The sequence below is a fragment of the Sporosarcina sp. P32b genome (assembly GCF_002743335.1).
GTDB lineage: Bacteria > Bacillota > Bacilli > Bacillales_A > Planococcaceae > Sporosarcina.
This window is the reverse complement of record NZ_PDZB01000008.1, coordinates 38,535-61,541: the sequence shown is the minus strand read 5'-3', so window position 1 is coordinate 61,541 and position 23,007 is coordinate 38,535. Positions and strand designations below refer to the sequence as shown.

At 46.2% G+C, this 23,007-nt stretch carries 20 protein-coding genes and 1 riboswitch; of the genes, 1 reads left to right on the top strand and 19 read right to left on the bottom strand.

Going from position 1 to position 23,007, the window contains the following annotated elements:
* Nucleotides 1-82 precede the first annotated feature (82 nt).
* From icmF to CSV64_RS07755, 7 genes are all read right to left on the bottom strand, one after another.
* Nucleotides 83-3,340: a fused isobutyryl-CoA mutase/GTPase IcmF gene (icmF, locus tag CSV64_RS07790; RefSeq protein ID WP_099634596.1), complete on the bottom strand. Its 3,258-nt coding sequence runs from the start codon at nucleotides 3,338-3,340 to the stop codon at nucleotides 83-85.
* A 68-nt stretch (nucleotides 3,341-3,408) separates the two neighbouring features.
* Complete coding sequence (locus CSV64_RS07785) at nucleotides 3,409-4,026, bottom strand: TetR/AcrR family transcriptional regulator (RefSeq protein ID WP_099634597.1); 618 nt, start codon at nucleotides 4,024-4,026, stop codon at nucleotides 3,409-3,411.
* Nucleotides 4,027-4,041: 15 nt separating this feature from the next.
* A complete protein-coding gene (locus CSV64_RS07780; protein ID WP_083034930.1) occupies nucleotides 4,042-5,181 on the bottom strand; it encodes an acyl-CoA dehydrogenase in 1,140 nt (379 codons plus the stop codon).
* A gap of 316 nt (nucleotides 5,182-5,497) precedes the next feature.
* The gene (locus CSV64_RS07770; protein WP_099634599.1) at nucleotides 5,498-6,634 is read right to left on the bottom strand and encodes an acyl-CoA dehydrogenase; all 1,137 of its coding nucleotides are present in this window, start codon (nucleotides 6,632-6,634) and stop codon (nucleotides 5,498-5,500) included.
* A 32-nt stretch (nucleotides 6,635-6,666) separates the two neighbouring features.
* Nucleotides 6,667-7,518, bottom strand: a complete 852-nt coding sequence (locus tag CSV64_RS07765) for a 3-hydroxybutyryl-CoA dehydrogenase (RefSeq protein WP_099634600.1) — start codon at nucleotides 7,516-7,518, stop codon at nucleotides 6,667-6,669.
* A gap of 15 nt (nucleotides 7,519-7,533) precedes the next feature.
* Nucleotides 7,534-8,724, bottom strand: coding sequence for an acetyl-CoA C-acetyltransferase (locus CSV64_RS07760; RefSeq protein WP_099634601.1), 1,191 nt, complete (start codon nucleotides 8,722-8,724; stop codon nucleotides 7,534-7,536).
* 156 nt (nucleotides 8,725-8,880) lie between these two features.
* Nucleotides 8,881-11,145, bottom strand: coding sequence for a (Fe-S)-binding protein (locus tag CSV64_RS07755; protein WP_099634602.1), 2,265 nt, complete (start codon nucleotides 11,143-11,145; stop codon nucleotides 8,881-8,883).
* Nucleotides 11,146-11,553: 408 nt separating this feature from the next.
* Between CSV64_RS07755 and CSV64_RS07750 the strand changes: the two genes are divergently transcribed.
* Nucleotides 11,554-12,753, top strand: coding sequence for an iron-containing alcohol dehydrogenase (locus tag CSV64_RS07750; protein ID WP_099634603.1), 1,200 nt, complete (start codon nucleotides 11,554-11,556; stop codon nucleotides 12,751-12,753).
* A 55-nt stretch (nucleotides 12,754-12,808) separates the two neighbouring features.
* Here CSV64_RS07750 and CSV64_RS16645 read toward each other — a convergent pair whose 3' ends face one another.
* From CSV64_RS16645 to CSV64_RS07690, 12 genes are all read right to left on the bottom strand, one after another.
* Nucleotides 12,809-13,165 carry a hypothetical protein gene (locus tag CSV64_RS16645; RefSeq protein WP_099634604.1) on the bottom strand — a complete coding sequence of 119 codons (357 nt, stop codon included), beginning with the start codon at nucleotides 13,163-13,165 and terminating at the stop codon, nucleotides 12,809-12,811.
* A gap of 97 nt (nucleotides 13,166-13,262) precedes the next feature.
* The gene (locus tag CSV64_RS07740; RefSeq protein WP_099634605.1) at nucleotides 13,263-13,844 is read right to left on the bottom strand and encodes a cob(I)yrinic acid a,c-diamide adenosyltransferase; all 582 of its coding nucleotides are present in this window, start codon (nucleotides 13,842-13,844) and stop codon (nucleotides 13,263-13,265) included.
* A 1-nt stretch (nucleotide 13,845) separates the two neighbouring features.
* Complete coding sequence (locus CSV64_RS07735) at nucleotides 13,846-14,229, bottom strand: bifunctional adenosylcobinamide kinase/adenosylcobinamide-phosphate guanylyltransferase (RefSeq protein WP_099634606.1); 384 nt, start codon at nucleotides 14,227-14,229, stop codon at nucleotides 13,846-13,848.
* On the bottom strand, nucleotides 14,181-14,774 hold the full coding sequence (locus tag CSV64_RS07730) for a histidine phosphatase family protein (protein ID WP_099634607.1): 594 nt from the start codon (nucleotides 14,772-14,774) through the stop codon (nucleotides 14,181-14,183). The genes CSV64_RS07735 and CSV64_RS07730 overlap by 49 nt, the downstream gene beginning before the upstream one ends.
* Entirely contained in the window at nucleotides 14,735-15,499 is a 765-nt protein-coding gene (gene cobS / locus CSV64_RS07725) for an adenosylcobinamide-GDP ribazoletransferase (RefSeq protein ID WP_099634608.1), read from the bottom strand. The genes CSV64_RS07730 and cobS overlap by 40 nt, the downstream gene beginning before the upstream one ends.
* Before the next feature lie 12 nt (nucleotides 15,500-15,511).
* Complete coding sequence (locus tag CSV64_RS07720; protein WP_099634609.1) at nucleotides 15,512-16,330, bottom strand: cobyric acid synthase; 819 nt, start codon at nucleotides 16,328-16,330, stop codon at nucleotides 15,512-15,514.
* Nucleotides 16,327-16,899, bottom strand: coding sequence for a bifunctional adenosylcobinamide kinase/adenosylcobinamide-phosphate guanylyltransferase (locus CSV64_RS07715; protein ID WP_099634610.1), 573 nt, complete (start codon nucleotides 16,897-16,899; stop codon nucleotides 16,327-16,329). The genes CSV64_RS07720 and CSV64_RS07715 overlap by 4 nt, the downstream gene beginning before the upstream one ends.
* The gene (gene cobD, locus CSV64_RS07710) at nucleotides 16,881-17,954 is read right to left on the bottom strand and encodes a threonine-phosphate decarboxylase CobD (protein WP_099634611.1); all 1,074 of its coding nucleotides are present in this window, start codon (nucleotides 17,952-17,954) and stop codon (nucleotides 16,881-16,883) included. The genes CSV64_RS07715 and cobD overlap by 19 nt, the downstream gene beginning before the upstream one ends.
* Complete coding sequence (cbiB, locus tag CSV64_RS07705; RefSeq protein ID WP_099634656.1) at nucleotides 17,941-18,894, bottom strand: adenosylcobinamide-phosphate synthase CbiB; 954 nt, start codon at nucleotides 18,892-18,894, stop codon at nucleotides 17,941-17,943. Before cbiB ends, cobD begins: the two co-directional genes overlap by 14 nt.
* Nucleotides 18,894-20,366 carry an adenosylcobinamide amidohydrolase gene (locus tag CSV64_RS07700; protein WP_099634612.1) on the bottom strand — a complete coding sequence of 491 codons (1,473 nt, stop codon included), beginning with the start codon at nucleotides 20,364-20,366 and terminating at the stop codon, nucleotides 18,894-18,896. Before CSV64_RS07700 ends, cbiB begins: the two co-directional genes overlap by 1 nt.
* A 2-nt stretch (nucleotides 20,367-20,368) precedes the next feature.
* Nucleotides 20,369-21,361 carry a FecCD family ABC transporter permease gene (locus CSV64_RS07695; RefSeq protein ID WP_099634613.1) on the bottom strand — a complete coding sequence of 331 codons (993 nt, stop codon included), beginning with the start codon at nucleotides 21,359-21,361 and terminating at the stop codon, nucleotides 20,369-20,371.
* Nucleotides 21,354-22,340 (bottom strand): ABC transporter substrate-binding protein, encoded by a 987-nt coding sequence (locus CSV64_RS07690; RefSeq protein WP_099634614.1) that lies wholly within the window; start codon nucleotides 22,338-22,340, stop codon nucleotides 21,354-21,356. The genes CSV64_RS07695 and CSV64_RS07690 overlap by 8 nt, the downstream gene beginning before the upstream one ends.
* Before the next feature lie 140 nt (nucleotides 22,341-22,480).
* Nucleotides 22,481-22,607: riboswitch (cobalamin riboswitch) on the bottom strand.
* Nucleotides 22,608-23,007: the final 400 nt, after the last annotated feature.

Sequence of the window (23,007 nt, the reverse complement as noted above, 5' to 3'; positions counted from 1 at the left end):
TTTGACTTTGAATTTATCCCCATGAAAAAGAGAGGATGCCGTCAGAAGTGATGGCTTCTGTGACATCCCCTTTGAGATGCAATTACATATTACGGCGGTACTGCCCGCCTACTTCGTAAAGCGCATTGGTAATTTGACCAAGACTAGCGACTCGCACAGTCTTCATCAGTTCAGCGAAGACGTTGCCGCCTGTAATCGCCACTTCCTGAAGATCCGCAAGCGCTTGCTCTGCTTCGTCAGCATGTTTAGCTTGGAATGCGCGCAAGTTGATAATTTGTGACTCTTTTTCTTCCTGTGTCGCACGCGCCAATTCCATATTGTCGATATCCTCTTCAGACGGAGGATTCGGATTCAAGTACGTGTTGACGCCGATGATCGGTAGCTCACCTGAGTGCTTTTTCATTTCATAATACATCGATTCTTCCTGGATCTTGCCACGCTGGTACTGCGTTTCCATAGAACCCAGTACGCCGCCACGGTCGTTTAGGCGATCGAATTCTTGTAATACCGCTTCTTCTACGAGACTTGTCATTTCTTCGATGATGTAAGCCCCTTGAAGTAGGTTTTCGTTTTTCGACAAACCGTGTTCTTTCATGATGATCATCTGGATCGCCATCGCACGACGAACAGATTCTTCTGTCGGTGTCGTAATGGCTTCGTCGTAGGCATTCGTGTGCAACGAGTTACAGTTATCTTGCAGTGCCATCAATGCTTGCAAAGTTGTGCGAATGTCGTTGAAATCAATTTCTTGCGCATGTAAACTACGGCCAGATGTTTGGATATGGTATTTCAACTTTTGACTGCGTTCATTCGCTCCGTATTTATCACGCATCGTAATCGCCCAAATGCGACGTGCGACGCGACCGATTACCGTATATTCCGGATCAAGGCCATTCGAGAAGAAGAATGACAGGTTCGGTGCAAAGTCATCGATATGCATGCCGCGGCTCAAGTAATATTCCACATACGTGAAGCCGTTTGCGAGCGTGAACGCTAGCTGGGAAATCGGATTCGATCCTGCTTCTGCGATATGATAGCCGGAAATGGATACAGAATAGTAATTACGCACTTTTTTATCAATGAAATACTGTTGGATATCGCCCATTAGACGCAATGCGAATTCCGTAGAGAAGATACATGTATTTTGCCCTTGGTCTTCTTTCAGGATATCTGCTTGAACCGTTCCACGAACTGTTTGGAATGTCATTTCACGTACTTCAGTAAACTCCTCGACAGTAAGTGTGCGTCCAAGCTCTTCTTCTTTTTTACGTACTTGCTGATCGACCGCTGCGTTCATGAACATCGCTAGGATAATCGGTGCGGGTCCATTAATTGTCATAGATACGGACGTCATAGGTGAACACAAGTCGAAACCGTCATAAAGCTTTTTCATATCTTCGAGTGTACAAATACTTACACCAGACTCACCGACTTTTCCGTAGATATCAGGACGCTCATCAGGATCTTCTCCGTATAATGTGACAGAGTCAAAAGCTGTTGATAAACGCTTCGCATCGTCATCTTTTGATACGTAGTGGAAACGACGATTCGTACGTTCAGGCGTCCCTTCTCCAGCGAACTGACGGCGTGGATCTTCCCCTTCACGTTTGAATGGGAAAACGCCTCCAGTATACGGGAATGAACCAGGAACGTTCTCGCTGTAGACAAAGCGTAGAATTTCTCCATAGTCTTTGTATTGCGGCAAGACTACTTTCGGAACTTTCAAGCCAGATAGACTAACCGTATTAAGTGTCGTACGAATTTCTTTGTCGCGGATTTTCACAACAAATTCATCTTGCTGATACGACTCTCTCAAAGGTTCCCAGTTTTTCAATGTACGTTTGGATTCGCTCGTTAATTGCTCTTCTACGCCTTCTTTCAAGCTATTCAATGAATCTAGTAACGCTTCATTGGAATCTGCTTCTTTTACCGCTTCAATCGCACCTTCAAGTTGGAACACGCGACGTGCCAATTCTGCTTGCTCTTTAGATTTCGCATGATAGTTACGGATAGTCGATGCGATTTCACGCAAATAATGGCTACGGTCAGGTGGAATAATTACGGTTTGTTTTTGATTCGTCACGAATTCAGTATAGCTTGTCGTCCAATCCGAATCGGTTACGTTGTTGATTTTTTCAACTAGCGCTGCGAAAAGAGTGTTGGTGCCTTTATCGTTAAACTGGCTCGCAATCGTACCGTAAACAGGCATCGTTTCTAATTCGTTATCAAATAATAAATGGCTACGCTGATACTGTTTGCGCACTTGAATCAAAGCATCTTCTGAACCTTTGCGTTCAAACTTATTGATAACAATTAAGTCAGCAAAATCGATCATGTCAATTTTCTCAAGTTGTGTCGGCGCACCGAATTCACTCGTCATGACGTACATCGAAACATCAGAGACATCTGTAATGCGCGCATCCCCTTGCCCAATTCCGCTCGTCTCTACAATGATTAAGTCATAGCCCGCTGCTTTCGTGACATCGAGTACATCGTGGATAGCCGTTGTCAGCTCTGAACGTGATCCGCGCGTTGCCAAACTACGCATGTAGACACGGTTATTGAAGATCGCATTCATGCGAATCCGGTCACCAAGTAACGCTCCGCCTGTTTTTTGCTTCGTTGGATCTACGGAAAGTATCGCTACTCTTTTATCGGGGAATTCACGCAAGAAGCGACGAATTAATTCATCCGTCAATGAACTTTTACCTGCTCCACCTGTCCCTGTGATGCCGAGTACTGGCGTATGTTTGGACATAGAGCGTGCATGATCGAGTAATTGCTCCGTTGCGTCATCCTTATTCAAATGTTTTTCTTCTACATACGTGATTAAATTGGCTAAGATCCCTGGCGTTTCGGCTGTCAGTTGTTCCAGATTGGCTTCTTCGCTTTCGGGAGTCGTGGAGAAATCCGATAGTTCCATGATTTTATTGATCATACCTTGTAGACCTAGTTTCCGACCGTCTTCCGGTGAAAAGATCCATTCGATGCCGTAATCATGTAACTCTTTAATTTCTTTCGGGATGATGACTCCTCCACCACCGCCGAATATTTTAATATGGGAAGCGCCTCTTTCCTTCAGCAAGTCATGCATGTATTTGAAATACTCCACATGCCCACCTTGATAGGATGACATAGCGATTCCTTGCACATCTTCTTGAATGGCAGCGTTTACAACTTCCTCAACAGATCGATTATGTCCGAGATGAATAACTTCCGCTCCGGTTGCCTGTAATATTCTTCGCATGATATTGATTGATGCATCATGCCCGTCGAATAAACTCGATGCCGTCACGAAACGAATATGGTGTTTCGGTTTATAAATTTCTTCAGTCCCCATTAGCCTTCCACCTTCCGTACATGCCGACCACCGCCACGAAGATTTTCATGGCGGAGTCCGCAAGTTATTTACTTCTCTACACCTTTGATAATTTGATCAGTTTGTACTTTCGTATAGCGCTCTAACGTATATTGTTTGCGCAACGCCCATCTTCTGAATGACCACATTTGGCCAGATACGAGGATGTGGTGTGCGGTCAATGATACTTCATCCGGTCCGATGCGTAGATTTCCTGTTTCCATGCATTTACGAATGATGATTTCAAATTGCTCGACCATTTCCAGTTCTTTAGTGAGTACGTAACGAAGCGCTTCGCTCGGTAACGACTTCGACTCCTGGTACATGACGAGGAATTCATCTGACATTTGATCGATGACTTCGTAATACCGTGCAATCGCCACACGTAGCCCTTCTACCGTGTTGTCATTGTTATCGAGCTCAGATAAACGAACTTTGACTTCATTATAAATATTGTCACAGACGAGATACAGGACGTCTTCTTTTGTCCGGATATACTCGTATAGTGTGCCAATACTGAAGCCTGCTTCTTTGGCGATTTCACGTGTAGTCGTCCTGTGGAATCCTTTATCGATAAACAATTTCACAGCGCCCCGGCTAATTTGTGCACGTCGCTTCTGAATAAGTTCTTCATCTTTGACGGTAGATTTCACTTCATGTTTGGGCATTGCATAGACCTCCTGTTATTTCGTCAACATACGAGAAATGACGAGACGTTGAATTTCTTGTGTACCTTCATAGATTTGCGTGATTTTCGCGTCACGCATATAGCGCTCTACCGGATAATCTTTTGTATACCCGTAGCCGCCAAATACTTGAACTGCTTCTGTTGTTACTTTCATTGCTGTGTCACCAGCCATTAATTTCGCCATAGCAGATGCTTTACCGTACGGCAGGTCGTTCGATTCGAGCCATGCAGCTTGGTATGTCAATAGACGAGAAGCTTCTGTCGCTGTCGCCATATCCGCTAGTTTAAAGCTAATGCCTTGATTGGCTACGATTGGCTTACCGAATTGTACACGTTCTTTTGAGTAGTCGACTGCAGCGTCAAGTGCGCCTTGTGCAATTCCTACTGCTTGAGCAGCAATTCCGTTACGTCCGCCATCGAGCGTTTTCATTGCGATAATGAATCCGTCGCCTTCTTCTCCAAGAAGATTTTCTTTCGGTACGCGACAGTTATCTAGTACGACTTCCGTTGTTGGAGATGAACGAATGCCCATCTTCTTCTCTTTCTTACCTACAGAGAATCCTTCGAATGTGCTTTCTACAATGAATGCGCTTGTTCCTTTATGTTTGGATTCCGGATCCGTTACAGCGAAGACAATATATGTGTCAGCAATTCCGCCATTTGTGATGAAGATTTTCGAGCCGTTTAGCACGTAGTCGTCACCGTCAAGCTTTGCTGTAGTTTTCATGCCGCCTGCGTCTGATCCTGAGCCTGCCTCTGTTAAACAGTATGCCCCCATCTTTGAACCTTCTGCAAGTGGACGTAAGTATTTTTGTTTTTGTTCTTCGTTGCCGTATTTGAATAGTGGCCATCCTGCTAGAGATGTGTGTGCAGACAAGACGACGCCTGTAGATGCGCAGACACGGGATAGTTCTTCTACTGCGATGACGTAGGCTAGGAAGTCGCTGCCGATGCCGCCGTATTCTTCTGGCCATGGAATGCCTGTGAGTCCGAGTTCGGCCATCTTGTGGAAGATGTCCATGTCGAATGTTTCGTCTTCGTCTCGTTGTGCTGCTGTTGGTGCTACCTCTTTTTGTGCAAAGTCGCGTACCATTTTTCTGATCATTTCATGTTCTTCTGATAATTTAAAGTCCATTGTTCTCCCACCCTTTTGTTTGTTTGATTAATGAATGAAATTGCTAAAGCTTAAGTTAGGCTTGTGGTTTGGGGATTGGAGTTCCAGACAGGGACGCTTTCCGGAGGGCGTGGCTTGAGCCGCTTCCCTCACTGCGTTCAGTCCAGGGTCTCAAGGCGCACGCTGATCCTCCCGGAGTCGCCCTGTCTTCCACTCCAATCCCTACTTATAACTTGTTGAAGCAAACTTACATCATTAAATTATTAAGTTGTTGTGAATCACTCACAGCCGTAGTTTGTGCTAACCGCGCCATGCGCTCCCCTAAGCGCTTCTACCTTTAGTTTGTGAGGTGTTTGGCGATGACTACTTTTTGAATTTCGCTTGTGCCTTCGTAGATTTGGCATACTTTGGCGTCGCGGAAGTAGCGTTCTACTGGGTAGTCTTTGGTATAGCCGTAACCGCCGAATACTTGGACGGCTTCTATGGAGTTGTCTACGGCTGCTTGAGATGCAAATAGTTTGGCCATGGAGGCTTCTTTGCCGCATGGTTTGCCTTCTGAACGTAGCCACGCTGCGCGGTAGACTAGTAGTCGGGCCGCTTCTGTTGCGGTGGCCATGTCGGCTAGTTTGAAGCCTATTCCTTGGTTAGCTGCGATTGGTTTGCCGAATTGTTCGCGTTCTTTTGCATAGGCAACTGAGGCTTCGAGTGAGGCTTCTGCTATGCCTAGTGCTTGAGCCGCGATACCGATTCGGCCAACGTCGAGGTTGGCCATGGCGATTTTGAAGCCGCCTTCTTCTTCACCCAATCTATTTTCCACTGGCACTTTCATATTGTCGAAGCTGAGCGCGACGGTTCGTGAGCCGTGAAGGCCCATTTTCTTTTCGTCTTTGCCTATGGATAATCCCGGCGTATCTCGGTCGACGATGAATGCAGTGATACCATACGTTCCTTTTTCAGGAGCCGTGTTAGCAAAGACGATGTAGACGTCCGCTTCCCCGCCATTTGTAATGAACATTTTGGAGCCGTTGATCACGTAATGGTCGTCGACTCGCTTCGCTTTCGTTTTCAATGAACCTGCGTCTGAACCGGACGATGCTTCTGTCAGACAGAATGCACCGAGGTATTCACCGGATGCCATTTTCGGCAAGTACCGATTTTTTTGTTCATCCGTACCGAAGTAAAGGATTGGATTCATTCCAACAGAAGTATGGACAGACAACACGACGCCCATGACGGCGCTGACTTTCGATAGTTCGTGAATCGCGATGATATATGACAGGAAGTCCATCTCTGAACCTCCATATTGTTCAGGCGCTGTAATTCCCATCAATCCAAGTTCGCCCATTTTCTCTAGTAGTTCACGTGGAAACTCCCCATCTTCCATCCGGGGTATCCAAGGCTCGATCTCGTTCTTTGCAAAGTCACGAACCATTTGGCGCATCATTTGTTGTTCTTCTGTTAATGTAAAATCCATCCTTTTCACCTCTTGCTTTCAACTTAATTCATTTATTCGTATGAATAAAAACCGCGGCCTGTTTTCTTGCCGTACCAACCTGCTTTGACGTATTTACGCAACAACGGGCATGGACGATATTTCGAGTCGCCGAATCCTTCATACAATGTTTCCATAATGTACAGACATGTATCGAGTCCAATGAAATCTGCTAGTTGCAGAGGACCCATTGGATGATTCATTCCCATTTTCATGACGTCGTCAATCGCTTCTTTCGTTGCGACCCCTTCGTATAATGTGAAGATGGCTTCGTTGATCATCGGCATCAAGACGCGGTTCGCAACAAATCCTGGTGCGTCATTCACTTCAACTGGTGTTTTATTGAGTTTCTTCGTCATCTCTTCAACTGCTTCGTAGACATCATCATCTGTCGCGAGTCCGCGGATGACTTCGACAAGCTTCATGACCGGTACTGGATTCATGAAGTGCATGCCGATCACTTTTCCTGGACGTTTAGTCGCTGCACCGATTTCCGTGATGGGTAACGAAGATGTGTTCGTTGCCAAAATCGTATGTTCTGGTGTGATTTCATCTAGCTCTGCGAAGATTTTCGTTTTGATTGCCATATTTTCAACTGCCGCTTCGATGACGATGTCGGCATCTTTGGCATTTTGCATATCTAGTGATTTCGTGAAACGACCTAGGACTGCTTGTTTCTCTTCCTCTGTCATGCGTCCTTTTTCCACGTTGCGTTCTAAGTTCTTTGTGATGACTGCAAAACCTCGGTCGTATGCTTCTTCATTGAGATCATGAAGGGTTACTTGATAGCCTGCCTGCGCGCAGACTTGAGCAATTCCTCCGCCCATTTGCCCTGCACCGATCACGAATACTTTTTCAATTGTCATCTGGAATGCCCCCGGTCAGTTAGTTTTTGGTACTTCGATCATGATCGCATCGCCTTGGCCGCCACCTGAACAGATTGCTGCGATCCCGATTCCACCACCGCGACGATTTAATTCATTCGCCAGTGTCAGAACGACACGCGCTCCACTTGCACCGATCGGGTGTCCTAGTGCAACTGCGCCACCATTGACGTTGACTTTTTCTTCGTCTAGTCCAGCGATTTGTGAGCTTGCAAGCGCAACGACTGCAAATGCTTCATTGATTTCATATAGATCGATGTCGTCTGCCGTTTTTCCTGTTTTCTCAAGTAACGCCTTGATGACATGACCTGGTGTTTCAGGGAATCGTTCCGGTTCGATAGCTACTTCCGCGTGACCTAGAATAATAGCAAGCGGTTCTTTGCCTTGCTTCTTCGCTTCCTCTTCATTCATTAACACCACAGCACATGCACCGTCGTTGATGCCGGGTGCGTTTCCTGCTGTGACACTTCCGTCTTTACCGAAAGCCGGACGGAGTTTCGCCAACGCTTCAAGTGAGCTGCCTCTACGTGGGCCTTCATCTTCTGTCACAACGATTGGATCACCTTTACGTTGTGGAACGCTAACGCCAACGATTTCTTCTGCGAACAATCCGTTATCGATCGCTGCAAGCGCGCGCTCATGACTACGTAGTGACCATTCATCCTGCGTTTCACGGCTTACAGAAAAGTCATTTGCTGTACTGTTTCCGTATGTGCCCATGTGGACATTGCCTTCAGAGAATGAACACGTCAGTCCATCATAAATCATGCCATCAACCAATGTGCTATCGCCCATTTTCAAGCCTGAACGGACATTTGCGTAATACGGTGCGTTAGTCATTGATTCCATCCCACCAGCGACGATCGTTGTCTCATCCCCAAGACGGATCAGCTGATCAGCTAGTGTGATACTGCGCATTCCGGAAGCGCATACTTTGTTAATCGTTTCAGTTTTGACGCCATACGGAATGCCGCCTTTGACAGCTGCTTGACGTGAAGGAATCTGGCCTTGCCCTGCTTGTAAAACAGTCCCCATGATGACTTCGTCCACTTGATCACCTTGTACGCCAGCACGTGCCAACGCTTCTTTGATAGCAATACCGCCTAGATCACTTGCTGTTTTCGATTGCAATGCCCCGCTTAATTTCCCAAATGGTGTTCTAGCACCTTGTAAAATCACTGTTCTCATTTTCCCATTCCCCCTAGTAGTTTACTGACTGAACGCTCGCTCGATATCTTACTACTAAATAAGAGGGTGCATAGCCCCTCTTATTTATAGTTCATTCAATTGTTAGCGCTTTAGATATCTTAATTGTACGGTATTGACACGATATTCGCAATAATTTTAATTCTGTTTTCCGTCGTCGTTTTTCGGTGTTTCATCCTCTGTTTCAACCGTTACAGCTAACTCAGGCTCTGACATCACTTCTTCCGACTCTACTACTTGTTCCACAACTACTGTTTCTTCTATCACTTCTTCTACTTCAGGTTCAGCGATCGTTTGGTGTTCGCCAAAGATCGAGCGTTCTAATAGTTCAGCAATATCGTATGTGCCGACTTGTTCTTCGACTTCAACAGCTTTCGTTCCGTCTGATAACATCGTCAAGCAATACGGACAGCCAGATGAAATGATTCCCGGGCTGACTTCAAGCGCTTGTTCAGTTCGTGCGACGTTGACGCGCTGGCCTGCGTCTTCTTCCATCCACATCATACCGCCACCCGCTCCACAGCACATGCCGTCTTCGCGGTTACGTTCCATTTCTACCAACTGAACGCCTGGAATCGCTTTAAGGATTTCTCTTGGCTGATCGTAGACATCGTTGTAGCGGCCTAAGTAACATGAATCGTGGAACGTGATCACTTCATCGATTGCATGTTTCGGTACTAGTTTGCCTGACATAACCAGTTCGTGAAGCAACTCGGTATGGTGTTTTACGATGACTTGCAGACCGAAATCTGGGTATTCATTTTTGAAGATATTGTATGCGTGCGGATCAATCGTAACAATTTTTGAAACATCCGCTTTTTCAAATTCGGCGATATTCGCTGTTGCGAGCTCTTGGAATAAGAATTCATTTCCTAGACGACGTGGTGTATCTCCGGAGTTCTTCTCTTTGTTACCAAGAATCGCGAAGCTTACCCCTGCTTCATTCAATAAATGTGCGAACGATAAAGCGATTTTCTGTGAGCGGTTATCAAACGCGCCCATAGAACCAACCCATAGTAAGTATTCGAAGTCTTCTCCAGCTTTCTTCGCTTCTTTCACTGTTGGGATGTGCAAGTCTGGACGTGCATCTCTCCAGTTTTCTTTCTCTTTACGGTTAAGGCCCCATGGATTACCTTGACGTTCGATGTTTGTCATCGCGCGCTGTGCATCCGGATCCATCTTCCCTTCCGTCATCACAAGATAACGACGAAGGTCGATAATTTTATCTACGTGTTCATTCATTACCGGACACTGGTCTTCACAGTTACGGCACGTCGTACATGCCCAGATCTCTTCTTCTGTGATGACATCGCCGATCAATGAAGGATTGTATAGTTCATCCATTGTCATTCCTTCTGCCGTAGCAGCGAGCGCCAATTGATTTCCTTGTGAGTTTTTAAACATGAGTTGAGGTACCCACGGCTGTTGCTTCGTCATGATTGCTCCTGTGTTTGTCAGGTGGTCACGAAGTTTCGTGATCAAGTCCATCGGTGACAGCATTTTACCTGTACCTGTTGCCGGACACATATTCGTACAGCGTCCACATTCTACACATGCATAGAAGTCGATCATTTGCGCTTGTGTGAAGTCGGTGATCTTGCCTACACCAAGTGGCGGCATATCTTCTTCGTCTTCAATTTCTTCCAGCGCCTCAAAATCGATAGGCTTCAAACGACCAGCGTGATCCAAGCGATGGAAATACACGTTTGCTGGACCTGCGATCAAGTGCGCGTGCTTAGATTGTGGTACATACACCAGGAACGTCAGCAATGTCAGTAAGTGCACCCACCAGCCGATAAAGAATATCGTGACGGCTACGCCTGTCGGAACACCGCTAAATACCGTTGCGATGATCGATGCCATTGGCTCTGTCCATGTTGTGCCTTCATTATGCCAAATCATGTTCGCGCCGTTTGCGACTAGTGTGGAGAGCATGAGGAGTCCAATGAATATAAGAACTAAACCTGATTTCCAGCCGCGCTTTAGACGAACTAGCTTTTCCATGTAGCGACGGTAGAATGCCCATACAACCGCTACTAGGATGACGAATACGACAATCTCTTGGAAGAATGTAAATGCCGGATACAACGGGCCAAGTGGCAGATGTGATCCCGGTTTTAAGCCTTTCCAGATGAGGTCGATTGCCCCAAATTGAACGAGTAGGAAACCATAGAAGAACATGACGTGGATGGCCCCACTCTTTTTATCTTTCAATAGTTTCTTTTGTCCAAATACGTACACCCAAATTTTCTTCAGACGCGCTTTGACGTCGTTATCGAATTCTTCTTTTCTCCCCAGTCGGATGAATTCGTAGCGAGTTTTTAATAAGTATAGGAATAGACCAAAGCCGTATACGACGACTGCTACAAATAAAATCCAGTTTGCGATGAGTAGTATATTCATCTCTTATTCCCCTTCCATTTCTTCTACTTGAGATTCCCTTTGAGAAACCGCTTTCAATTATATTCTATGTATAGTGTAATAATGAATGATCATTCAGTCAACTGTTTTTGAAAGTTTATTTTTTATTTTCTAACTATGGTTGAAAGGTCTTTTTGTCAAGCAATCATTTATTTATTGTAATAATTCACTCATCTAAAGCTGCTAGTATAGGCTTTATCGAACTGCTGATTTAATTTCTGACTCTAGATTAGATGTAAAATTGTTCTACATTCATGAAAATTTACCCAAGATACATTTAGTATATCATTATTGAATAAATTAGAATATTCTTATTTTATTATAGTAAATATAGTCATTTCATGATAACGTTTTCATAATGTGTTGCTAGCATTGGAAAGGGGTTTTACTATGTATCGATTATATGCGCGCTCAGTTCAAAAAGGGTTCAAAGTCGGAATGAATTTTTTACCTTGGAGAGAGCCTGAGCTGTTAGTCGGGCCTGGTAGTTTGGAAGGCCTTGCAGGAAAAGTGAAAAGTCTTGGAATACGTAGTGTGCTCATTATTACAGATCGCGAAATTGCCAAACTCGGCTTACTCGACGTCATGCTAGTCGGGCTCAATTCACTCGGCATTAACTACTTAGTGTATGACCAAACTGTCGCGAATCCTACGATCATCAACATTGAAGAAGCACGTGGTTTGTACGTAGCGAATGATTGCGAAGCACTCATTGCGTTCGGTGGCGGTTCCCCGATTGATTGCGCAAAAGCGGTGGGTGCCAGAATTGCGAGACCCGAGAAACAAATTCCTGAAATGAAAGGTTTATTCCATGTGCGCAAGCGAATCCCCACGTTGTTCACCGTACCGACGACGGCAGGAACCGGAAGTGAAGCGACGCTAGCTGCAGTCGTGACGAACAGTGAGACGCATGAGAAGTATGCAATCAGTGATACGTCGTTGATCCCCCACTACGCTGTGCTCGATCCATTGTTAACGATGAAATTGCCGCCAGCGATTACGGCGGCTACTGGAATCGATGCGTTAACCCATGCAGTCGAAGCATATATTGGCAACAGTAATACGAAAGAAACGTGGAACGATAGCCGTGAAGTCGTACGACTCGTGTTCTCCAATTTATATGAAGCCTATCGCAATGGAGATAATTTGACTGCGCGAACGAATATGCAACGCGCTTCTTATTTAGCCGGCAAAGCATTTACAAGGGCGTATGTCGGCAATGTCCATGCCATTGCACACACGCTGGGCGGATTTTATAATGTGCCGCACGGATTAGCGAATGCGATTATTTTGCCGCACGTACTCGAGTATTACGGCGAATGTGTGTATGAACCACTTTCTGAGTTGGCTGATTTAATTGGTATTACCAGTCATTCGGATACGAAGCCCATGAAAGCAGAGAAGTTCATCGAGGAAATTCGGGCGTTGAATCATGCGATGAATATTCCCGAGCAGGTGGATGGGATTATGGGTGAAGATATTCCACTGATGGTGAAACGCGCGTCAGCGGAAGCGAATCCATTGTATCCTGTGCCGAAGATTTTGAGCAAGCGGGAGTTTACAGAGTTGTATGAGGTGATTCGGGGTTGATGGGGTTGTGTGGATGTGCGGGGCGATTGAGCGGATACGCGGGTGTATTGAGCGCTTAGACCTTGACATTGAGCGGAGACGCGGACGTGTTGAGCGCTTTGGCCTCGACATTGAGCGGATTCGCGGACGCATTGAGCGCTTGGGCCTCGACATTGAGCGGATTCGCAGACACTTTGAGCGCTTTGGCCTCGACATTGAGCGGATTCGCGGACGCATTGAGCGCTTGGGCCTCGACATTGAGCGGACACGCAGACACTTTGAGCGCTTTGGCCTCGACATTGAGCGGACACGCAGACACTTTGAGCGCTTTGGCCTCGACATTGAGCGGACACGCAGAAACATTGAGCGCTTGGGCCTCGACATTGAGCGGACACGCAGAAACTTTGAGCGCTTGGGCCTCGACATTGAGCACTTAAGCCTCAACATTGAGCGGATACGCGGACACTTTGAGCACCACACCACAAAAAAACAGGGCCCCTAGTCCAACCAGGGGCCCTGTTTACCTATGATCACTTCTCTTTTTTCTCATTCGTGCGGAATACTTTTGCACTGCGGACATATTCATTGTCTGAAATACCTAGTCGAGCGTTGACGATGCGTGCCGCTACGAATAAGTAGTCCGATAGACGGTTCAAGTAGCGTCCAACAACCGGTGATACGTCGTCTGCTGCGTTCATCAGTGTGACGGTTACGCGTTCAGCGCGGCGTGTGACAGTGCGCGCGATGTGCAATGTCGCAGCTGCTGGTGAGCCACCCGGTAGGATGAAGCGTTCTAGTTCAGGCGCTTCTTCCATTAGCTTATCGATTCGGTTTTCAAGAACTGTGACAGGTTCTTCGTCGAGCTTGTAGTGACGCTCTTTCATGACGTTCGCTAAGTCACCGCCACCATCGAACAATTCATTTTGAATCGTTTCAAGATCAGTTAGGATATCTGCAAACTTTTCACCGTCAAGTTCCGTCATAGCTTTACCGATGAATGAATTCAGTTCATCGATTGTGCCGTATGCTTCGACGCGCAAGTCATCTTTTGCGACGCGTCCACCAATTAAACTTGTCGTTCCTTTATCGCCAGTCTTCGTATAGATTTTCATTTCACTTCACTCCTTTGATTGTGTGAGGTATACCATACCAAATTCTTGTGACAGTTGTTGCTTCTGTGAATAATTGCTGGTATAAACGGCCACAGCGATCGCGAAGTTCTCTTTGCTGTGCATCAAACGGGACAATACCCCGCCCAATTTCCGTCAAAATAAAGACGGTGTTCGGTCCGCTGATTTCGTGTACTGCGTTGCTAGCTTCTGATTCTGTTATGTCTGTAGTCATCAGCCACTCATCTAAATCGGTAATGATGAGTGATTCACCGGGTTTAGCGGTTGCTGCTGTATCCATTGTACAGAAACTTGCCGCCGAATCGCCAATCCAACGTCTCACATAGTCCGTTTTGCCGTTATAGGCACCGCCGATAAAGACGTGCATGGCTTCCCCTCCTTGAATTCTTCTTCGCTAGCCCATTCGAGTTGCCAGATGGAGCCGTTCGTTACGTCCCAGTCCCAAAATGAATATTGGTCTTGTGTGAATGTATCGAGCACTACTCGAATCACGCCGCCATGCGTCACGACGACCGCTTCATTCGGTAGTTCAGCTAATGCATCCAGCACCCGTGACTTAACTTGTTGCAATGTTTCTCCATTACGCGGTGGTGTGTTCCACGAATCATCTAGCCAGTTGCGATAGTCGGGGTCATTTTTCAATTGATCATATGTCCGCTCTTCAAAGTCGCCGAAATTACATTCCCGCCAGCGCGGATCAGCCGTAAAGTCTATTTGCGGAAAATAAATGGCCGCTGTTTGACGCGTTCTGATCAAATCACTTCCCACTACATGTTGGACAGCTACTGGAAATTCAATGGCCTCGCCTTCTAGAGAAACCAATTCGCTATCCGTCCACCCACAATAGATCTTCTGTGCATTCGCCGTCGTCTTTAAATGCCGAACGAGAAATATACGATAAGGACGAGCCATAAAAGCACCTCCATTCCTTCAATGAATGCTCCACATAGATCCCCAGTGACACCGCCAAAATGTTTGATCGTCCAGCGATGATAAAGCCAGATCGACAAGCAGATGACGAGTAGCATGATGGGGATTAATACTATGGAGCGTAATTGAATACTTAACAAAACAATCGTCACTAGGCTGATCGCACTCGATGCAACAAGCATCCGCCCCGGCAAGAAATGTTGTTTGAAATAGTACGCAATGCCACTCGGTTTGGCAGTTTTCGTTACTGTATAATATCCTACTAAAGCCGCGCGAGAGAGAATCGGCACTGCCATAAGCAACGCCCAGCCGTTTACAAGCTGTAAAATTTCAATGAATAAACCGATTTTCAAACAGAGTAAAACGAGTAACGACAACGTGCCGAATGCCCCGAGTCGCGGGTCATCCATGATGGTCAGACGTTTTTCACGATCTTGATAGGAAAAGAATGCATCGCCAAGATCGGCAAAACCGTCTACATGCAAGCCGCCAGTGGCAATGAGTCCCGCTAGCAAAATGAATACCGCCGCAAGGAAACTATTGAAATCACTCGTAATATAGGCAACGCCCGCTAGTAGTAGACCGATTCCCCCGCCGACGAACGGCAGGGCGATGTACATGCCAGATACTTCTTTTTTTCCTAGCGGTAGCTCCTTATGAACAGGTAGCGATGTGAAAAATTGGAGCGCTAATAAAATGCTATTCATCTTCTCGCTCCTTTACGCCAAAATAGATTGAATGAATGGCCAGTCGATATGCCTCTTAACGTGAGCCGCCCATTGTTCGTAGACATCGATACCTTCCGTTGCAGGAAGCGTGGCACGATCGACGTCTTCTTCTGGAATTCCATGGTTTTCTAAGACAGGAATGACACCCACAACCGGAATCCCCGTGTAGTTTTCAATAAATTTCACGCCATCTTCAAAATAAGAAGCGTCGCCGTAAAATTTATTGATGAGTATCCCTTTGACACGCTGACGTCTTTCTTCTGAGAGTAATTGAAGCGTGCCAATAATCGATGCAAAAGCACCACCTTTAGAAATGTCCGCGACTAGAATGACAGGCACATCTGCCAATTCCGCAACGCGCATATTCGTCAGTTCACGATCCATCAAATTTACTTCCGCAGTACTCCCCGCTCCTTCGATAATTAGCGTGTCGTAGTGATCGGACAAGTAATTTAACGCTTGTTGGATTGTTTCAAGACCTTTGTCGAACCACTCTTCACGAAAAGTTTCCCCATCAATCGTTTCAAGCGGTACGCCCATCAATAGAACTTCAGCCTGCAAGTGTTCTTTCGGCTTCATCAAAATAGGATTCATTTCAACAATCGGTTGCGTGCGAGCTGCTTGTGCTTGCTGGAATTGGGATCGACTGATTTCACGTCCGTCTGCTAGTGTTTCGGAGAATCCGGACATGTTTTGTGATTTGAAAGGCGCTACATGCACGCCTTCATTCGCAAGTAGTCGGCATAACGCAGTACAAATCATCGTTTTACCAACATCTGATGCAGTACCAACGACCATTAATCCGTTCATATACGTTCCCCTTTCCAGACGATCGGAATGCCGTGATCCATTTCAATCGCACGGTCTGCAAACTCCACGATTCGTTGATGAAGTGTACCGATTGTTCGGCGGTATATTTCCGTCTCTTCTTCGTATTGCGGCCACTCATCGAGGACTTCATTGGAAACGATGACTAGATGGGAGACGATTTCTTTCATTTGCGTAATCGTACGAAGTAATTTTTCCTGCTTTTGTTCTAAACAGCCCGAACGCGAAACGCAAGGTGTCCCTTCTTCGTATCCTTCATACATTTCATTGGCGAGCCATGTAGTGAGGCAATCCCATAAAACGAGATCGCCTGGCTTTAGAAACGGTAACACTTCATGGAGATTTTTCGGTTGCTCGATTGTGTGCCAATTCGCCTGTCGTCGATCTTCTTTATGTTGCTCTATCCGTTGTTTCATCTCTTCATCGGACGCTACACCGGATGCGATATAGACGAGACGACCTGCTGGCTGATTCGTCAGCAGACGTTCCGCATAAGCACTCTTTCCACTGCGCGCACCGCCACTGATAAACGTTACTGTCGCTTGAACCATTGATCCATCGCCTCCCGCAGTGTTGCCATCATGGGTTCGGACTTCATGCCAATCCGTAACCAGCGCCCGTCCATCCCGCGGAAGTTTTCCGAATGGCGCAGGACGATGCCTTGTTTCAATAAATCTTTATACAGCTTCTTCGCATCTGACAGGGGCTTCATGACGACATAGTTTGCTGAAGAATCGAGGACTTCACAGCCATGTACGCGTAAAAACTGGGTCATTTTCAAGCGTTCTGTTTGCGCATGCAAAATCGCCTGTTGACGATACGCCTCTTCCTGCAGACATAGTACACCGATTTCAGCGGCAAGCCCGTTGACATGCCAATGGGAAGCTTTTTGTTTAAGTGTTTCGATTCGTTCAGGATGTGCGATGAGATACCCTAGACGGATACCAGGAATCGCGTACATCTTTGTCATCGAGCGGACAATTAACAAATTCGGATAGTTCGCGACTTGCGGAATACAGGACTTTGATTCATCGACGAAATCAATGAACGCTTCGTCTAACACAACATCTGTCGAACTACTATTAGCTGCTTTTATAATCGTTAGTAGCGCATCTTTTGTAGGCAAATAGCCTGTCGGGTTATTAGGTGTGCAAATATAGATTGCATCCGCTTCAGGTAATGCCTCCAGAATCTGACGCATAGGCAATTGAAAACCTTCTGATTCAACAGCTTGAAGCGACACGACTTCTGCACCGTTTACTTCAAGCGTGGCGCGATATTCAGAAAAAGTCGGGTCAATTAAGAGGACTCGTTTCCCTCGGTAGGTCCCTGCCAATAAAGATAATATTTCTGCCGCACCATTGCCGACAAGCATTTGTTGTTCGTCTACTTGATGATAGTCGGAAACTGCCGAACGAAACGGCTGACCGTCCGGGTCTGGATAACTGTTGAGCGTCGAAATTAGAGTAGGCCATGCTTCCACTACAGACGGTGGAGGTCCTGCTGGATTACAATTTTCACTGAAATCGAGCACTTCATCAGGCATCGTGATATTCATTGATGCATACAATCGTTTGCTGTTTGCACCGTGTTCAGGCAAGCGCATAGAAAATCCCTCCTAATACTGTGCCGAGTGACCAGAAAGTCCAAGACACGACTTGCATTTGATACGTAGCGGAACGGATATGTTCTTTATTCGCAATGACTGCCGGACCAAGTACCGCTCGTTCCGACACTATTCCGCGATATGTACTGCTGCCGCCTAACTGGATATTGAGTTGCCAAGCCGTTGCTGCTTCCAGATAGCCGCTGTTCGGGCTCATATGCTTTTTGGCATCGCCTAACCAACCACTAATTCGCTGTTTAAATGCATGTCCACCTTCATTCGGAGTGAACAGTAAAATGAGTAACCCTGTAATCCTTGAAGGTATCCAGTTAAAGAGATCATCCATATGAGCCGAAACTTTTCCAAATTCACGGTAACGCTCATCTTTATAGCCGATCATAGAATCGAGAGTATTGACTGCTTTATATAGCCAGAGACCCGGTGCTCCGAGCAAGAATGCCCAAAATAATGGAGCTGTGATCCCGTCCGACGTATTTTCCGAGACCGTTTCAATCGTAGCACGGGATATTTCACTTTCATCGAGCTTCTTCGTATCCCTGCCGACAATCCAACTGAGTTTCTCACGTGCTTCGCTCAGGTCTCCTGATTTTAATGGCTCATAGACTACTAGTGCCGCATCACGCAAACTCTTTTGCGCAAGTCCTGCCGCAATGAGTAGCGCTTCGATTGCGATGCCTGCGAACAGATGCAGACGATACGCGATACTGACGAGCCAGATGACGAGAAGAAACGTCGTCAGGCAAATAAGCAACCATACAACTGCACCTTTTACAGTACGCATACGGCCTTTGTTCAATAGTTTTGTTAAATTACTAATTGTCGTACCTAGCCACTTGACTGGATGTGGCCAGTTCGGAGGATCGCCAATGAGTCGGTCGAGTACCATGCCGATCGCGATCGCAATAAAATGTGCAGGGATCATCGGTGCCCACCTACTGCTAATCGATATGAATGAATAGCTCGCACCGTACAATCATAAACCCCTTTACCGATCAACTTCCCGAGTTGTGTTATCGGTCCAGCGTAGGGCAAGTGTTCTCCTTGCTGTGTAGACGCAATCAGCAGGCTGTCTGTTGAAGTACCTGTAGCGACCGTGCCGGATTCCGGATCCTTCACTTGCTCATCTTGCAATGCTTTCACTTTCGCTTCTGTTGCGGTGATCAATGCTTGGACGAAAGCTTCTTCACTTAATTCTCCATTAATGAAGACCCATGTATTGATCGTTCCTATGTAAGGAATATCTTCACGCTGCCAGGACTTCGAAACGTCCACTGCGTTTCCAACACCTGCTGTCACCGCCACGACAATCGAGCCGAATTCTCCTTCGTATTCCTCCACTTCAACATGCTCCGGACTAACGGCAGTCATCATGGCGACGGTATCTGTCAGATGATAACCTAGCGCACGCAAGTAATCCGTGTTCTCTTTTTGTACATCATCGATCATATAATCCGCACGCACACCACGATTGACGAACGTCCGGTACCAGCCAAGTCCTGCATTATGAACTGCGGAAGAAATCGTCTTCAGTGGTTGGCTTGATTGCAACAATACATGATCTTGCTGAATCGAAACGTCTGCTTTTTTTACACAAAACCGTTCTACCTTTTCTTGCAAGTTCGGCAATAGCGTCATTTGAGGCTTCGGCATTTCAGGATGGGGCTGTGTTTTGACGCGCGCGTTGTACACATGATGGATTTCTTGCTCGAGTACGACATCTTGCGGCGTGCCAATGGATGCTACTTCCCCGTTCTTCAACAGCAACAAACGATCACAATAGAGAGCAGCCAGATTGATGTCGTGAAATACTGAGATGACCGTGATCCCCTTCTGTCTGGCTTGATTGCGTATCGTATCGAGCAATTGCTGCTGATGCGCGATATCGAGATGGTTCGTTGGTTCATCTAATAATAAAATAGGTGCTTGCTGGGCGAGTGCCTGCGCAACGAATACGCGTTGTTGCTCGCCTCCTGATAATAATTCAATCGCGGTATTTTCATATCGCGTGACACCTGTATGGTTCATCGCTTCCTGCACTGCTTGCTCGTCCAACTCCGACCAACTCGAGAAAATCCCCGATTGATACGGGTAACGACCAAGTGCGACGGTGTCTTTAACGCTATGGGAAAAGGCATGCGCATGAAGCTGTGGCAAGACGGCCACTTGTTGTGCGAACTGCTTCTGGGTATAGGCGCCAGAAGGTTTACCTGCAATCATCACTTTACCGCTTTGTTTCGGCAAAATCCCCGAGATGATTTTCAGTAACGTAGATTTCCCGCTACCATTCGGCCCTAAAATCCCGAGAACTTCTCCTTTTTCCACGTGGAACGACACATTTCGCACAATCGGTTCCTTGCCGTAGCCTCCCGATAAATTGTCCACTTGCAACATCTTCACATCGCTCCTTTTCTACGTTGTTTGTAAAAGATATAGGCAAACACCGGAGCGCCAATGAATGCTGTAATGACACCGACCGGTAATTCAGCCGGTGAAATAATAGTTCGTGCTACGAGATCGCAAATGATCAATAACGATGCCCCGTTAAATAATGATAAAGGCAGTACGTGACGGTGATCTGAGCCCCATAACATGCGTGTCATATGAGGGACAACTAGGCCGACGAAGCCGATTGTTCCAGATACAGCAACAGCAGAACCTGTTAATACCGATCCACCTAGCAAAATCATCAATTTACGCTGTTTGACATTAACTCCGAGATGATGTGCACGTTCTTCACCGAATAATAAAGCGTTCAATTCGCGGCGATTGAGCCACAGCATGAATGAGCCGATAATGAAAAACGGTAGGACCATTACAATATAATTCCATCCACGCATCGATACGCTACCGAGCAACCAACCGACAATCTGACGGAGTTCTTCTTGCGTTAGCGCGATCATTAGCGACAGCACGGAGCCGAGAAATGAACCAAAAATAATTCCTGTTAAAATAATCGTCTCCATTTTCATGGACCGGTCGACCAGTCGAGCAAAACCGATTACTAGAAACATCGTCAATGCGGCACCAATCATACTAAATACAGGTAAGGTGAATGCGCCAAGAACCGGTAACGAAATACCAAAAAAGAGTGTGATCACGGCGCCGACAGAGGCACCGGATGACACTCCGAGGGTGTAAGGATCAGCTAATGGGTTTTTCAATAGCCCTTGGAAAGCGGCTCCTGAAATAGCCAGTGATGCGCCGACGATTCCTGCCAGCAACACACGCGGCATACGGATCTTCCACAAAATATTACTTGCAGTCGCATCCGATTGATTCCATAGCGTCTCTATTGGTATTTTTACTGTACCGATCGATACGCCGAGCCAGATCGCCACAAGCAAAGTGGCAATCGACACGACATAGGCGAGAGCGGTTTTATTCACCGAATACCTCAGGATAGACTGCTTTCGCAAACAGCTCTAATCCATCAGCCAAACGTGGACCTGTACGGCTTGTGATATCTTCATCCAGTTGAATGACTTGATCTTCTTTGATCGCAGTCACCGCATCAAACCCGTCACGCGTTTTAATATTTTCTACGACGTTCGGAATATAGCTATACATAGCCAAAATCACATCCGGATTTTCATCGACAATCGTTTCAGGGCTGATCATAATCCAGCCTTCTTCTGTGACGATGTTTTCAGCGTGGATCATATCCAAGAATTGCTGAGGGAATGTTCCTGTTCCTGGTGTATAGATTTCAGGTGCATCAGAGTTTTCAACAAACACGCGCTTCTTGTCTGTGATGTCTGCTGCTTTCTTTTCGATATCCGCAATTTTTGTCTTCATATCTTCAACGATTTGATTCGCTTCCACATTTTTGTCCATGACTTGACCAATCAGTTCAATCGTTTCATATGTCTCATCAAAAGTTCCTGCATTCGGTACGACGATTACCGGGATGCCTGCGTCACGAATTTGTTTCAAACCTTCTTCATTCGAACCCATCATCATTTCATGTGCGAATACCGCTTCTGGCTGCAATGAAATGACTTTTTCTACGTTGACCGTAAAGTCCCCTACTGTATCAAGCTCCGTGACTTCTTCAGGAAAATCATCATTTTCTGTTACTGCGATAACTTGATCGCCTGCATCAATACCGAATAAAATTTCCGTGTTGCTTGGAATTAATGAAATGACAGTTTCCGGCGCTTGCTCAAATGTAATTTCTTCGCCCGTTGCATCTGTCAACGTGTATGGATAACTCGTTGTATCCGTTGATTGTTGTTCTGTTTTCGATTCTTCGCCAGACTGATTTTCATCTGCCGGTGTTTCTTCTTTTTTACTGTCGCTTCCGCATGCTGCGAGTAGTAGTACCGCGAGCATTGCTGTCAGCATCAGTTGCCAAAACTTCTTCATGTGTGTTCCTCCTCTAATATATGTGGTGCATTACGCAAGCCGCAGACATGAAAAAAGCCTCCGATAGTTCGAAGGATTAAGTGGGATGAAATCAGCGCATGATTTCTTCCACTGTACCTATCCTCGTAGGTTGCTGCGGAACTTCATTTTCTAAAAAGGCAGGTGACCTGACTTGTGCATGGCACTTACAGTGGCGGGACCGCATCGGATTTGAACCGATTTCGCATTTCATCTCAAGTTTCGAGAACCTTTTCAGAAGATATGTAATTATGACTTATTATAGCGATAATAGCGGTGGTTGTACAGGGGATAGGGAGAGATTGAAACGTGTTTGGGAGTAAGGCTCCAGCAGGGGGACGCTTTCCTGAGGGGCCGCGATGAGCCAACCAGTTCATTGCACTCTCTTTGGTTGTCTCATCTTTCGACCTGATCCTCTGGGAGTCGCCCCCTGCTTCCGCCTCACTCCCTACTTTTTGTTGTGTTGACAGGTTTAACCGCTTTTAAGTTGTTGATGCGTCTAGGGTCATTGGAACTTTTTGGACATATTCATTTTTTCAACAAGATAAGTACGCAACGCATCAATTACATCCCCTTCTCGATATGACAAGAAAACACGAGGTGTGCCCTTGAACTTCACTTTCACACTCAAGAAAGGACACCAGTGAAG

What these genes read in the sequence shown, in the direction of transcription:
- icmF (WP_099634596.1), bottom strand. Translation starts at nt 3,340, where the DNA reads ATGGGGACTGAAGAAATTTATAAACCGAAACACCATATTCGTTTCGTG.
- CSV64_RS07785 (WP_099634597.1), bottom strand. Translation starts at nt 4,026, where the DNA reads ATGCCCAAACATGAAGTGAAATCTACCGTCAAAGATGAAGAACTTATT.
- CSV64_RS07780 (WP_083034930.1), bottom strand. Translation starts at nt 5,181, where the DNA reads ATGGACTTTAAATTATCAGAAGAACATGAAATGATCAGAAAAATGGTA.
- CSV64_RS07770 (WP_099634599.1), bottom strand. Translation starts at nt 6,634, where the DNA reads ATGGATTTTACATTAACAGAAGAACAACAAATGATGCGCCAAATGGTT.
- CSV64_RS07765 (WP_099634600.1), bottom strand. Translation starts at nt 7,518, where the DNA reads ATGACAATTGAAAAAGTATTCGTGATCGGTGCAGGGCAAATGGGCGGA.
- CSV64_RS07760 (WP_099634601.1), bottom strand. Translation starts at nt 8,724, where the DNA reads ATGAGAACAGTGATTTTACAAGGTGCTAGAACACCATTTGGGAAATTA.
- CSV64_RS07755 (WP_099634602.1), bottom strand. Translation starts at nt 11,145, where the DNA reads ATGAATATACTACTCATCGCAAACTGGATTTTATTTGTAGCAGTCGTC.
- CSV64_RS07750 (WP_099634603.1), top strand. Translation starts at nt 11,554, where the DNA reads ATGTATCGATTATATGCGCGCTCAGTTCAAAAAGGGTTCAAAGTCGGA.
- CSV64_RS07740 (WP_099634605.1), bottom strand. Translation starts at nt 13,844, where the DNA reads ATGAAAATCTATACGAAGACTGGCGATAAAGGAACGACAAGTTTAATT.
- CSV64_RS07735 (WP_099634606.1), bottom strand. Translation starts at nt 14,229, where the DNA reads ATGCACGTCTTTATCGGCGGTGCCTATAACGGCAAAACGGACTATGTG.
- CSV64_RS07730 (WP_099634607.1), bottom strand. Translation starts at nt 14,774, where the DNA reads ATGGCTCGTCCTTATCGTATATTTCTCGTTCGGCATTTAAAGACGACG.
- cobS (WP_099634608.1), bottom strand. Translation starts at nt 15,499, where the DNA reads ATGAATAGCATTTTATTAGCGCTCCAATTTTTCACATCGCTACCTGTT.
- CSV64_RS07720 (WP_099634609.1), bottom strand. Translation starts at nt 16,330, where the DNA reads ATGAACGGATTAATGGTCGTTGGTACTGCATCAGATGTTGGTAAAACG.
- CSV64_RS07715 (WP_099634610.1), bottom strand. Translation starts at nt 16,899, where the DNA reads ATGGTTCAAGCGACAGTAACGTTTATCAGTGGCGGTGCGCGCAGTGGA.
- cobD (WP_099634611.1), bottom strand. Translation starts at nt 17,954, where the DNA reads ATGCGCTTGCCTGAACACGGTGCAAACAGCAAACGATTGTATGCATCA.
- CSV64_RS07700 (WP_099634612.1), bottom strand. Translation starts at nt 20,366, where the DNA reads ATGTTGCAAGTGGACAATTTATCGGGAGGCTACGGCAAGGAACCGATT.
- CSV64_RS07690 (WP_099634614.1), bottom strand. Translation starts at nt 22,340, where the DNA reads ATGAAGAAGTTTTGGCAACTGATGCTGACAGCAATGCTCGCGGTACTA.